The following is a 12,651-nucleotide window of genomic DNA, read 5'->3' as shown; positions in this document are numbered from 1 at the left end:
CAAGGCTTTAAGAAAACTTGATTTTTAACCTCGGTAACGGAGTACGGAGATGCTTGTGTTAACACGAAAACCCGTATCGTAAAGATATTCAGCCGACGTTGAAAACGAGTGATTCCAAGCGGTTATATCTCTGGAGAGTGGCAGATTTCGAACGAGATCCGTTTCACGACTTGAACTCTGCTATCAGATTCGATGCAAAAATGACCTTCCGAGCGCAACGGTATCGCGGAATCACAACACGAGGACCGACATCGATTCGAGGCTGATTCAAGCTGCGTCGCGATAGTAATACTTGAGCAGCCCACCGAGACGTTCTCTGCATTCGATCTTGCCGGCGACGCATCCAATTTCTTCACCAGGATCAATCAACTGGTTGTCCAGTCCCTGATGGTTTCGTTCAGAATGGTAGTGAGCAACGTATTCCCGCAATGCTCTTTCGAGAGAATGCTGACCGAAGAAGATCATCTTCCTCAGGCACTCAGACTTCAGGCTTCTCATGAAGCGTTCGAGATACGCATTCATGTTCGGACTTTTCGGAGGAAGCAGCACCGGTTCGATGTCGGTCTGGTCCCTCAGAAAGGTGAGCAGTGGCTGGAAGCACATATCGCGATCGAGAATCAGATGAGAGGCTCGTTCCAGAAAACCATCGTCACAGGTGAGATTGCGAGAGACCTGAGTTACCCATTGTTTGTTGGGGTTCGTCGTAACCCCTGCGATCTCTACGCGTCGTGTTTTCAATTCCATCAGTACCATGACGTAGAACGTCGTCAGACCGGTCTTCGTCCAGACTTCCACTGTTGTGAAATCGACTGCGAAGATCGCTTCCCAATGGGCTTTCAGAAACGTCTGCCAGGACATTGAGGCAGGACGGTCAGGGACAGGTTCAATACCGTTCGCTTTAAGTACATTCCTGACGGTCGTGTCGGTGATGTGAAACCCTACGTTCGCCAGAGCACCTTGAATGCGGTCAGCTCCCCACGTCGGATTCTCCTTCGCAAACTGTAGAATGTATTCGACGATCTCCTGGCGGATGCGCGGTCGACCGACGCGTTGTGCCTTCGGGGAATAGTCCCATTTCCGGGCAATCAACTCCCGGTGCCAGCGGAGAATGGTATCAGGAGTGAAGATCGCACCGAGTTCACTCAGCAACTTCCGGCCGAGCATTTTCCCTTTGACCGCCTGGCGACGACGCTGTTCGTCAGTGAGCAAGATGCGTTTCTTACCGATTTTTTCGCGGAGGATACTATTTTCAGTCTTCAGGTATTCAATCGTCAATTGCTGTTCGCGATTCACCCAACTTATCAGAGCGTAGACGAGCAGGTGCCAAGGCTGCATCACATATTCCATCTAATCAGTTCCAAAGTGAAGGGGAGGGTTGCTTTGGAACTATAACCATTCTCTGAGCCCTAGCACTCGCAAATCAGAGATCGCTGTTAGTCTCGACTGGCGGTAATACCGGTTGTGATGATTGTGGCAGCGAGGGTCATTGTCAGGTCGTCTGAGAATCGACACGGTCGGTGTCTCGCAGATGCCTTAATTTGTAGAGTCTTGAGTGCGGCTGAGTTTTTTACGAAGCTAGGTATTTGAAACAGCTCATCCGAACTCGACTGTGGTCAACGTCTTACAGTTATCTAACTTTATGGTGTCTCGAATTCGACTGAATTTATATGATGTGCCGCTTAATTATTGGCAATATTTGCCAACTGTTATATACTAGAGCTTCATTGGAACAGGAGCAATTATGCCTACGCGTAACATCAACCTTACTGAGCATTACGACCAATTTGTTGCAGAACAAATCGGTACGGGACGTTACTCAAACGCCAGCGAAGTGCTCCGTGCTGGCCTGCGGCTGCTTGAAGAGCAGAAACAGACCGAAGTTGAAAAACTCAAAATCCTACGACATTTGGCTACGGAAGGGTTCAACGAGTTGGACCAGGGTCAAGGACTTACTGCGGCAACTGAAAAAGGAGTACGGAGCACAATCGCCCGACTTGGACGACGAGCTTCACGTCCTAAGAAAAAGGACCAAGCAAATTGACGATGCTTCGCGTCCGTCTCGCACCAGCAGCCGAACAGGATATTGAATCAATATTGCGTTGGACGCATGAAACCTTTGGTGAGCAAACTCGCCTGCTCTACGAAGAATTATTGATTCAAGCAATCTTGGATCTACAAACCGATCCAGCACGCGCTGGCAGCCAAAGACGACCGGAACTGGTCAATGAGGCACGTTCTTATCATCTGCGAAGCAGTCGGGATAATGTTCATCAATCCATTGGTAGGATTCACAAGCCGCGCCATTTCCTGATCTTTCGGGTTGGTAGAGATAGCTTTCTTGAAATCGCGAGAATTCTACACGACAGCATGGATTTGGCTAAGCATCTTCCACAGGATTATCGTGCCCACACCGACGATATTTAAGAGAGAGACTCGCATTCACTTTTGGCAACGTACCGCAATACGAATTCGACTTTTGTTCTCGAGAGATTTAGTATTATCGAGCGATCGCCACCGCCGGGCGATGAGACGCTCATAACGAAATCGGTGTTACCTGAAATGTTACCTCAACGCGAGAAAAACACGCTATACTGTACGAAAGCCACATTTCACAAATACGCTGAGAACAGTGTTTAACCAATATAAGCATACGTAAGTAATAATGAATCACACTTTGGCACGGATTCAAAATCCAGTGGGGGTAAACCCCGTGTGGGTTCGAGTCCCACCTTCGGTACTATGATATGAAAGGACTTACGTCAAATAGGCGTAAGTCCTTTTTTTGTTCAATATAGGGGGGTGTTATCTAAAGTGTTACCTGGACAAAAGTTGAACACCCTGTATTACTCATCGCAGAAACATGCTCATTTGAGCATTACTTTCTAATTCACAGAGCGCGTATCGTAAAAATATTCAGCCGAAGATGAAAATGAGTAATACCAAGTCGTTATGTTGCTGACCAGGAACGAGATTCGTTTCGAGACCTGACGGGTGATGTCCAATTTAACTTGAAAAGGACATGGGGGGCGCACCGGTAGCGGAGAATGTCGCATGAGATTTACGGTCTGCGAACGATTCGGTGCTACGCGGCATCGCGATAATAATACTTGAGCATACCGCCGAGACGCTCTTGGCATTCGATTTTACCAGCGATGCTTCCGACTTCCTCACCAGGATCAATCAACTGATTGTCGAGTCCCTGATGATTCCGCTCAGCATGGTAGTGAGCGACGTATTCCTTCAGTGCTCGTTCGAGAGAATGCTGGCCGAAGAAGATCATCTTTTTCAGGCACTCAGATTTCAAGCTTCTCATAAAGCGTTCGAGATACGCATTCATGTTCGGACTTTTCGGAGGAAGCAGCACCGGTTCGATGTCAGTCTGTTCTTCCAGAAAAGATCGCAGTGGTTGGAAGCATGTGTCGCGATCCAATATCAGATGAGAGGCATTCTCCAGGAAACCACTGTCGCCGGTGAGATTACGTCCAACCTGTGTCACCCATTGCTTGTTAGGATTCGTTGTAATGCCTGCGGTCTCAACGCGTCGTGATTTCAGTTCCATTACCACCATGACATAAAATGTCGTCAGACCGGTCTTCGTCCAGACTTCTACAGTAGTGAAGTCGACGGCGAAGATGGCGTTCCAGTGAGCTTTGAGGAAAGTCTTCCAGGACATCGACGCAGGGCGGTCAGAGACGGGTTCGATTCCGTTCGCCTTAAGTACATTCCTGACCGTCGTGTCGGTGATGTGAAATCCAACATTCGCCAGAGCACCCTGAATTCGATCAGCTCCCCCGTATCGTAAATTTATTCAACCGACACCGAAAATGAGTGATTAAATATCCATTCATTTGCAGTGGTTTGAGTTCGGCTGAGTTTTTTACGTTACAGGGTACCTTTGGATTATAGGAAGGTCCGGACGTGTCCGAATACGGTCTGGATTCTGTAAACCCAGTCTTCCCTGAGGGAAACATGCCTCTATCCTTACATCTAATACCATAATCGCGTGCTGTCCGGATTAGGGTCATGACGGCTTCTCCGTGCGGACGTAGACGGTGGAAGGGCCACGTCTTTTCGCTCGAAATAGCTGAAGTCGATCAACTCCAGGAGCTCGCGGCGGGCTTGCCGTTCGACCACGCCAGTGACCTCATCCTAATCGTTGGACTTATAGGACTGACCTGTCTCCAAGCTGTCCAGAAACAACTGTTACCGCTCACTCAACGAGACCTGCAACATCGGTTCGGGGGCAGGGAATAAGGTCAGTGTGACCATGTTTTGTGAATCGCCCCATTGCGGAGGTAGTGCTTTCAACCTTTTACATTCAGCAATCACTTTCTGCGTGCCGATCCTAAGCTGTTCCATCAGCTTTCGCAGATTGACTTGTCCCCCTTTACTCCAGTCTACTGGCTTCTAATTCTACTCAACTTTTCTGCGCCGAATATCATTTTCTGATCACGTTAACTCCTCTCTGATTATTTGCTATTATCCGAACGGTTACCTCGACCCGAGAAAACACGCAACGTTTTGTGCTCCCGTGCATTTGAATTAGCTCATGTAAGAATTGGAGTGGTCGATGTCTAGCAGATATCTGGATTTACGATTTTTCAAATTCGACTGAAGTTAATCTTGCACCACTGACAACTGTGGCATACTCAAGCTTCATTGGAACAGGAGCAATCATGCCTACGCGAAACATCAACCTTACTGAGCATTACGATCGATTTGTTGCAGAACAAATTGAAGCGGTGCATAACTCTAACGCCAGCGAAGTGTTGCTTGCTGGACTGCGACTGCTTGAAGAGCAGACACAGACCGAAGCTGATAAAATTAAGATCTTACGACATTTGGCTACGGAAGGGTTTAACGAGTTGGAACAAGGTCAGGGGCTTAATGCGACGACTGAAAAAGGAGTACGGAGCACAATTGCGCGACTTGAACGACAAGCATCACGTTTGGAAAAAAAGGGCCAAGAACATTGACGATGCCTCGTATCCGTCTCTCGCCTGCGCTCTGAAGAATTATTAATTCAAGCAATCTTAGATTTACAAACTGATCCAGAACAGACTGGCAGTCAACGACGACCGAAGCTGATCGAAGTGGCGAGATCTTATCACTTGCGAAACAGTCGGGATAACGTACACAAATCGATTGGCATAATTCGCAAGCCGCGTCATTTCGTGATCTATCGGAATGGTAAAGATGGCTCTATTGAAATAACGAGCGATCTGCACGACAGCATGGAATTGACGCTGAAGCTTCCACAAGATTATCGGGCCGAGGCCGAAGATGTTTAGGTGGGCGATTCGAATATACAGACATTTCTGATAATGTACGACGATAAGACTTCGACTTCTGCTGTCAGTCGATTTGGTAATTTCAAACGCTCGATTCCACCATGCGATGAGGCGCTCAAACACGATCAGTGTTACCTGAAATGTTACCTAAACGCGAGAAAAACACGTTATACTGTCCGAAAGCAATTTTTTAGAAACGCGCTGAGTATAGTGTTTAAACACTCAAAGCATACGAAAGCAACAATGATTTACCCTTTGGTACGGATTCTCTTTCGCGAACCGCAGGATCTGTTCGACGATCTCTGATCGGATACGAGGTCGACCAACACATTTCTTCTTTGATGAGTAGTCCCATTTCCGGGCAATCAACTCCCGGTGCCAACGGAGGATGGTATCGGGAGTGAAGATCCCGCCGAGTTCACTCAGTAACTTCCGACCAAGCTGTTTTCCTTTAACCGCCAATCGGCGACACTCGTTATCGTTGAGCAGGATCCGTTTCTTTCCACTTTTATCCCGGAGGATGATATTCTACTTCTGCAGGTAGTCGATCACTTATTGCTATCACGAGTCATAAAACGGACGATGGTGAGAAAAAACAGGTACCAGAAATGCCTCCATCATTTCAAAGACCAAAGTGAAGGGGAGGGTTACTTTGGAGCTACAACCATTCTCTGAGCCTTGGCTTTCAAGAATGGGATATCGTCACCAGTCTTTACGAAAGGATTCAACTGTTATGCTAAATGTAGCGGCGAGCGTTGTCGTCAACTCGTCTGAGGATACATGCCATGAACCTTTCACATTCCTCTTGATTTGCAGTATTTTTAGTTCGGCTAAGTTTTTTTTACGATACGGGAATAGGTATGTTTCAAAGGCAATCGGAAATTATTAAGAAATTCTGTCCGGAAACCTCGTGGACTGCGATCAGGAGAGTAGAGCGGGCAATTGAGTCGCCTGCCAATGGCTCTAACAAATCTCTCTTTAGCAAAGGTTTCTGAAATGTCTTTTACTCAACTGCGTGATGTCTTCGTGTTTTTCTCTGCTTCGATCGTACTGGCAACGATGTCAGGTTCTTCCGCCGAAGCGGGAAAGGTCCTAGGTTACTATGGAGGCGGTAATTCGTATAAAGCTCCGCAGAACCAGCACAAGAACTTCAACAGATTTCACTATCATAATCAACAGAAAGGTCGACAATACGGCATCCAAAGGCACAACAACATTCACGGTGGAAACTATTCCAACTACAACCAATATGGATACGGTACAGGCCATATAATTCATAATGGCTCAAATGGATCTCAATACGAATATCAAAACCGAAACAGTAAAAGAACCAATTCGGGGGTTATTTATAACCGGAGTGGGACCACCGGCCTTGGTGTTTCAACCATGACCAAGAAAGGGTATGGACGAGATGGCAGTTTCAGTCATGGTCCGAACGGAACGAACGTGAATTACGGCCAGACTTCCCCCGGCCCAATTTACGGCACGCAGCAGCGTACCTGGACTGATATTAATTATAAGGGGCGCGATTCCCAGGTCCAATACGGTCAGGATCTCTCCGTCCTTGGGGGAAATAGAATTGGCGGTCGGAAAACAACCATCAATCGCCATGGCTATAACGACCACAGGGGAGGTCGTATAGGAAGTGTCCACGGTCATCAGGCATACGGTGTCCAGTGGAAAGGAAAGAATTCCAACGTCCATTACGAACAAGGTGGAGGCGTTGGTGGTGCTAAGGCAAAAGGACGTGCCTCGATAGATCGAAAAGGAGCTCACGGTAAAGCTTCTGTGGGTGTAGGAAAACATAAGGTGAAAGCAAAGGCAAATATCTCAACTTCAGGAAGCAGTTTTCAGGTCGGAGGCGCAAAAGTCAGATTCTAATCATGCTTTATCAGCTAATTTGAAAGGTGATCTGCATTCACTGATGCAGTTCGCCTTTTGTTTTATCGATCGAACTCCATAAATTTCGTGTTAAACTAGAACCCATCCTGAAACCCGGTTGTGGTTCTCTTGAAGCCTTTGAAATAAGGTCGGTTGTGACCCATCAGAGGGTTTCAGGACCGCTTATAGGGTGCCGTCGCTAACAGATGGGAACTTATTCAGAGAGCCGTAGCCGGCAGAATAAGCGGGTTCTGCTTCATTTCTGCCGGAATGATAAGGTCCTGTATTTGCGAGACAGTACACTAGCTAAGGAGACAATCGGGAGAAATAAGATGATTTCGATCTCGTTAAGTCAGTTACGATCGAGCACTTCCCCCTTACTGAATGTCGACAACTCTCTCATCGATCTGTTGAATTCGTTTCTGCAAGGATTACCGCAGAGAATGCAATTCTCCGTAAATGAATCAACGAGAGAGGAACTATGTAATCTCATATTTAAGAATCTGACTTTCTAAAATGGAAAACAACACGCTGTAACGTGATTGACGTCATTCCAAGAAACCCCTTCAGAATGGCGGACACAAATATCCCATAAGCCCTTTCTAATTAAAGACATACACATACTACATTTAGTGTTTATTCTGGCACAGGCGTCAGGGAGAAGGCCTATTTCAGGGGCAAAGTCATCTCACATGTGAACAGAAAATGATTAAATAAACGTCGATACAAGGATGAGATTCTTTTTGAGGCCGATTAACGAACATTGAATTCGAATACAGATTCAGCATTCACCCAAAGACATAAATACTAATACCCGTGATTCTCAGGTACAATTCGAGGAACGAAGCAGATTATCTTATTTGGCGTAAGTGAAGCCTTTGGCCATTCACCATCACTTAAAACATCGCGTTTGGAAAAGTATTTTCTAAAAATGTCTGTTCCTTATTTATCAAATCAATTCGACACAACTGACAACAAATTGCTTCAGCGGGCACAGGTTAATAGTCAAGAATCCTGGCGAGTTCTGATTGAAGCATACACGCCCCTGGTGTATCAAATTGCACGTAAATGTGGGTTACAGCCTTCTGATGCCTCGGACGTGACCCAAAACGTTTTAATGGAACTCACAAGAAGCTTGGGGAATTTTCATCGCAGGAATCACGGGTCATTTCGTAAGTGGCTAAGAGTTGTTACGACAAGCAAGGTGAATAATTATTTCATCAAACAAAAATCGCTGGCAGAAGCGGACCAAAAGCATGCCTTGTTCAGTAATCTAAATGGAGTGAGTCTTCCACCACCTACAGAGGCTGAACACACGGAAGAAAACCCGCAGCCTCTCACCGATCGCCAATTCAAGGTGCAAATGGTTCTTAATCAGGTGCAGGGACAGGTTTCTGCTAAAACTTGGCAGGCGTTCGAATTGATGATCGCTGAAGTTTCATCATCAGAAGAGATTGGACTACAGTTGGGGATGACTGCAGACGCGGTTCGCATGGCCAAAAGACGCGTCTTGAAACGATTTCAGGATTTATGGGAAGAACAACCACAGCAGTAATCGCATCATTGTCGTTACAGATATGTGTTCTATTAGTAGACGGCATCATTTAAGTGGATGATGTTTAACACCCCAAATCCCGTCAGAGCATGTTATGGACTGCCCTCCGATTGATATTTTAGAGCGTCTGGAAAAAGGAAATATTCCCGAACCGCAACAGGGCCAACTACTCTTACATTTGAGTACTTGTGAGAACTGTCTGGCAAAATTGAATCCGGACGAAGAATCAATCTCTAACGAGACAGCCGGTGAAGATGAAATCCTGTCTGCCCTGAAGATTCAAAAATATACTGAAGAAGAACATTGTCAGAAGTTAATCTCTCATTTCAATAATCAGATCGACAACGACGGATTCCAATCGGACCCGCCAGTAAACGCACCAAGTCCTATCGAAGGTCAGGTGATTAATGACTATCGCTTGCTTAGGCGCATAGCCCAGGGTGGAATGGGCGTGATCTACGAAGCGGAACAGATTTCACTGGAACGGCGAGTAGCCGTAAAGCTCCTCTCAAATCTCGGCATCGTGTCTGACCAGCAATTGCAACGATTTAAGAACGAGTCACTGGCGGCGGCTCGTCTGGATCATTCGAATATTGTCCCTATTATGTCAGTGGGCGTGACATCAAATGGGAACCATTATCTGGTGATGAAATTAATCACTGGATCGAATTTAGCGCATTTCATTGGAAGTCTGGCGACAATACAGACGGATTCAACGGACCAGACACCGACCGCTGAAAGAAGATTCGCTTTCTCTCCAGGTTCTTCAGCGAGTTTCTCATTGGGGCCTCCTTATAATGCCGTATCTAGCCAAGCTCCAACTAAATCTTTACATGAGCCGACCGATGAGAAAGTCTCTATTGTTCCTCAAGTAGATCAATCCGCTCAAGATAATAACAATATCCAGAAAGTGTTTGGCTCAGACCGAGTTCACGACCCCCAATTTTTCAAAGGGGTCGCAGAGCGTTTTATTCAAGTCGCAGAAGGGTTGCAGTACGCGCATGATCGGGGCGTTGTGCATCGTGACATTAAGCCCTCAAACTTGCTGATAGATCAGACAGGAAAAATATGGATCAGTGACTTCGGGATCGCCAAATTTGAATCCCGTGAGGATCTTACGATGACCGGGGCGGTCATTGGAACTCCGCGGTACATGAGTCCTGAGCAAGCAAGTGGGACGAAAGGCCTGGTTGACCATCGGACCGACATCTATTCTCTTGGTGTGACTTTATACGAATTACTGACCTTAAAGCCAATCTTTGAGGTGGCAAGACTTGATCAGCTTTATCTCAAGATTGCGGAAGAAGAGCCGATTGCCCCGCGAGTTTACAATCCAGCAATGCCCGTGGATTTGGAAACTATCCTATGTAAATCGATGAACAAGGAGATTACTGAACGGTATCACTCTGTGAGTGATATGGCTGACGATTTAAAACGCTTCTTGAAAGACGAACCAATTCTGGCGAAAAGGGCCGGATTATGGGATAGAAGTTTGAAGTGGCCGCGTCGACATAAATTATTCATCACAACCTTTCTCAGTGTCTCATTAGTGAGCATCATTGCGTTGGTCGTACTGATCACGATGATGGCTGTTCATAATCACCGGCAGCTGGAGCTATTGAAGTTGGCTGAGAGAAGTCAACTTGAACTGAAAAAGTCGCTTTATTTTTCCAAAATCAAAGAAGCGGGTACCGCCTTGGAGGCGGGAGACACACGGCAGGTTACACAAATTCTAGGTAATCTCCGTCCGCAGCAGGAAGAGCCGGACTTTCGTGGCGAAGAATGGCATTATCTATGGAATCAAGTTCACAATTCAAGAAAACTTATTTCTGAATCCGACACGCCTGTTTATGTTCTTTGCTTCTCCCCAAACGGGCGGACATATGCTACCAGCGGTCTGGATGCCATCATCCGGATATACGATGCTTCAACTTCTCAATTAATACAAGAATTTGCGACAGGGCAAATCGAGGTCAACGGACTCGATTTTTCACCGCAAGGAGACAAACTCGCTTCAGTAGGTGACGATGGTACTGTTCGTGTATGGGAAATTGACTGGAAGCATAATCAAGCCAGCGAGAAGTTAATAATCGAAGCTCATGAGAGAATCGCTTTTCGTGTTTTATTCAGCCATGACGGAAACCAGATCATCACTGCAGGAAATGATCCGAACGTTAAGTTATGGGATGCGAAGACGGGAGCCTCTCAAGGTCATCTGACAGGACATGTTGATTCAAAAGTCAGCATCGCGCTATCGCCTGCGGAAAACATATTGGCATCAGTCGGATTCGATCAGCGAGTAATTATCTGGGATCTCAATTCGCAAGAACCTTTGCTTGAATTGCCATACCTGAAAAAAGATAAAGTTGGGCGGCCAACGTCTCTCGTTTTCTCACCGGACGGGACCCAGTTTGCTGTTGCTAGTACAAATAAACGAATACAGCTCCGAAACAGTGATTCGGGAGAGCTTATCGAAGAGTTCCTCCACTCGGATGAAGTGCATGGAGTCGTGTTTGCATCTGATGGAAAGTCGCTGATCAGTCGAGACTTTAGCGGTATGATTTCGGTCTGGCCGTTAGGTCAGAAGAATGGTCAAGATAATCGATCCTGGAAAGCACATGAAGGACGCATCTACCACTTGGCCACCTCTCCTCTCAACGATCAGTTACTCTCTGTAGGAGAAGATGGTCTAGTCCTTGCCTGGAATTACCAGAAACAGTTTCAACGCAATTACCTGCAAAAGCAGAATTGTGACTTCGACGCGGTCGAGTTCATTACACTTCCTGAAGGAGAACGCCTTGTCACTCTAGAAAAGAACGTGATTGAACTGTGGGATCCTGCAACGTGTCAACTGATACGAAGCTTGCATAAATCGGAGGTTCATCTGCAAACGCTCACCGTTTCGAGGGACTCTTCAATCATTGTAGCCGGAGGACGTGAAGGGGACTTAGTTCTTTATGATGTTGTCCATGACAGGAGTGTGCGCGGGTGGAACATCAGAGATGGATTTGATACTGAACAGATAAGAATATCCTCTAATAATGAGCTCATTGCAGCAACCAGTTTTCCAATCGAAACGGGAGGTGCACTGTATGTTCATAACCTTCGAACTTCGCAGACTTATACCAGAGATATTCCTGTTGAGTGTAATTCCGTCAGTTTTTCTAACGATGGTAAACAACTCTTTTTCAGCGGCTCTTTTAATACACTGGTTGTTTGGGATGTCGAGACCAGAAAAGTTCTGCACGATATCAGAGGGCATTCTCACCCTATCCTGTATATTGAGAGCAATCTTCACAACAACCTTGTAGCGACTAGTGGTAAAGACAGACTAATTAAATTATGGAATTCTGATACCTGGACATCTCCAGTTGTCTTGGCAGGGCACAATAACGGAGTCCTTTGCTCCGAGTTCAGCCCCGTTTCCTCCCGTTTAGTTTCAGGTGGCGACGATGGTCAGGTCAAGATATGGAGTATTGAACCGGGGCATGAACAAGAATTGTATTCAATTGATCATGGTAGGATTCGACCTAAGTCCATTAGCTTTTCCAAAGATGGACGTTATCTAGCTTGTTTGCTGAAAAATCCCGATTCTGACTTAACCAAGATTCAGATTATCAATTGGCGAGAAAAATGAGGGCCCAGCGTATTCGAGTCCAATTGTTTGCACCATACGTCGGAGACCATTTATGATTCACTTGAGACAACGGACAAACAGTCGAGTTCCACTAAACTGAACCGACGAGCGAGATATTCGCAGCGTACATCCAGCCTCACAAAAGCTCTTCCGCATTAAAACAAGTAATGACACACGGCTGTTCCTGACAGCAGACGCATCCATACGCTCTTAGACCAAAAGAAGCAATTGAGCTCTCTTTGTTCAATAAGATAACATCCGACCGAATACAGTGGAATCGCGGATAT

At 46.3% G+C, this 12,651-nt stretch carries 10 protein-coding genes and 1 tRNA gene; 9 read left to right on the top strand and 2 right to left on the bottom strand.

Annotated elements, in window-relative coordinates; genetic code table 11:
* Positions 1-267: 267 nt before the first annotated feature.
* Complete coding sequence (locus tag Pla110_RS09035) at positions 268-1,335, bottom strand: integrase core domain-containing protein (protein ID WP_144995320.1); 1,068 nt, start codon at positions 1,333-1,335, stop codon at positions 268-270.
* 406 nt (positions 1,336-1,741) lie between these two features.
* On the opposite strand from Pla110_RS09035, the gene Pla110_RS09030 reads away from it, so the two are divergent.
* The 3 genes from Pla110_RS09030 to Pla110_RS22610 all read left to right on the top strand — a co-directional run bounded on the left by Pla110_RS09030 (position 1,742) and on the right by Pla110_RS22610 (position 2,737).
* Complete coding sequence (locus Pla110_RS09030) at positions 1,742-2,041, top strand: type II toxin-antitoxin system ParD family antitoxin (protein ID WP_144995318.1); 300 nt, start codon at positions 1,742-1,744, stop codon at positions 2,039-2,041.
* A 2-nt stretch (positions 2,042-2,043) separates the two neighbouring features.
* Positions 2,044-2,424 (top strand): type II toxin-antitoxin system RelE/ParE family toxin, encoded by a 381-nt coding sequence (locus Pla110_RS09025; RefSeq protein WP_144995316.1) that lies wholly within the window; start codon positions 2,044-2,046, stop codon positions 2,422-2,424.
* Between the two features lie 226 nt (positions 2,425-2,650).
* Positions 2,651-2,737 (top strand) — tRNA-OTHER (locus Pla110_RS22610).
* A gap of 345 nt (positions 2,738-3,082) precedes the next feature.
* On the opposite strand, the gene Pla110_RS09020 is transcribed toward Pla110_RS22610, so the two are convergent.
* Complete coding sequence (locus tag Pla110_RS09020) at positions 3,083-3,673, bottom strand: integrase core domain-containing protein (RefSeq protein WP_144995314.1); 591 nt, start codon at positions 3,671-3,673, stop codon at positions 3,083-3,085.
* Between the two features lie 350 nt (positions 3,674-4,023).
* Between Pla110_RS09020 and Pla110_RS09015 the strand changes: the two genes are divergently transcribed.
* The 6 genes from Pla110_RS09015 (at position 4,024) to Pla110_RS08990 (ending at position 12,364) form a co-directional block, all read left to right on the top strand.
* Positions 4,024-4,254 carry a hypothetical protein gene (locus Pla110_RS09015; protein WP_144995312.1) on the top strand — a complete coding sequence of 77 codons (231 nt, stop codon included), beginning with the start codon at positions 4,024-4,026 and terminating at the stop codon, positions 4,252-4,254.
* A 422-nt stretch (positions 4,255-4,676) separates the two neighbouring features.
* A complete protein-coding gene (locus Pla110_RS09010; RefSeq protein WP_144995310.1) occupies positions 4,677-4,976 on the top strand; it encodes a type II toxin-antitoxin system ParD family antitoxin in 300 nt (99 codons plus the stop codon).
* Positions 4,977-5,093: 117 nt separating this feature from the next.
* Positions 5,094-5,291, top strand: coding sequence for a hypothetical protein (locus Pla110_RS09005; protein ID WP_144995308.1), 198 nt, complete (start codon positions 5,094-5,096; stop codon positions 5,289-5,291).
* A 996-nt stretch (positions 5,292-6,287) separates the two neighbouring features.
* Positions 6,288-7,172 carry a hypothetical protein gene (locus Pla110_RS09000; RefSeq protein ID WP_144995306.1) on the top strand — a complete coding sequence of 295 codons (885 nt, stop codon included), beginning with the start codon at positions 6,288-6,290 and terminating at the stop codon, positions 7,170-7,172.
* A gap of 910 nt (positions 7,173-8,082) precedes the next feature.
* The gene (locus Pla110_RS08995; protein ID WP_144995304.1) at positions 8,083-8,727 is read left to right on the top strand and encodes an RNA polymerase sigma factor; all 645 of its coding nucleotides are present in this window, start codon (positions 8,083-8,085) and stop codon (positions 8,725-8,727) included.
* A 400-nt stretch (positions 8,728-9,127) separates the two neighbouring features.
* Positions 9,128-12,364, top strand: coding sequence for a serine/threonine-protein kinase (locus tag Pla110_RS08990; protein ID WP_197440610.1), 3,237 nt, complete (start codon positions 9,128-9,130; stop codon positions 12,362-12,364).
* The last annotated feature ends 287 nt before the right edge of the window (positions 12,365-12,651 follow it).

Origin of the sequence: Polystyrenella longa (assembly GCF_007750395.1) — a bacterium.
Classification (GTDB): Bacteria; Planctomycetota; Planctomycetia; order Planctomycetales; family Planctomycetaceae; genus Polystyrenella; species Polystyrenella longa.
Note: the sequence above shows the minus strand (reverse complement) of the source record. Positions and strands in the feature narration are given on the sequence as shown.

Bases quoted from the DNA above. Each gene is read 5' to 3' on its own strand.
- Pla110_RS09035 (WP_144995320.1), bottom strand. From the start codon at position 1,335: ATGCAGCCTTGGCACCTGCTCGTCTACGCTCTGATAAGTTGGGTGAAT.
- Pla110_RS09030 (WP_144995318.1), top strand. From the start codon at position 1,742: ATGCCTACGCGTAACATCAACCTTACTGAGCATTACGACCAATTTGTT.
- Pla110_RS09025 (WP_144995316.1), top strand. From the start codon at position 2,044: ATGCTTCGCGTCCGTCTCGCACCAGCAGCCGAACAGGATATTGAATCA.
- Pla110_RS09020 (WP_144995314.1), bottom strand. From the start codon at position 3,673: ATGTCCTGGAAGACTTTCCTCAAAGCTCACTGGAACGCCATCTTCGCC.
- Pla110_RS09015 (WP_144995312.1), top strand. From the start codon at position 4,024: ATGACGGCTTCTCCGTGCGGACGTAGACGGTGGAAGGGCCACGTCTTT.
- Pla110_RS09010 (WP_144995310.1), top strand. From the start codon at position 4,677: ATGCCTACGCGAAACATCAACCTTACTGAGCATTACGATCGATTTGTT.
- Pla110_RS09000 (WP_144995306.1), top strand. From the start codon at position 6,288: ATGTCTTTTACTCAACTGCGTGATGTCTTCGTGTTTTTCTCTGCTTCG.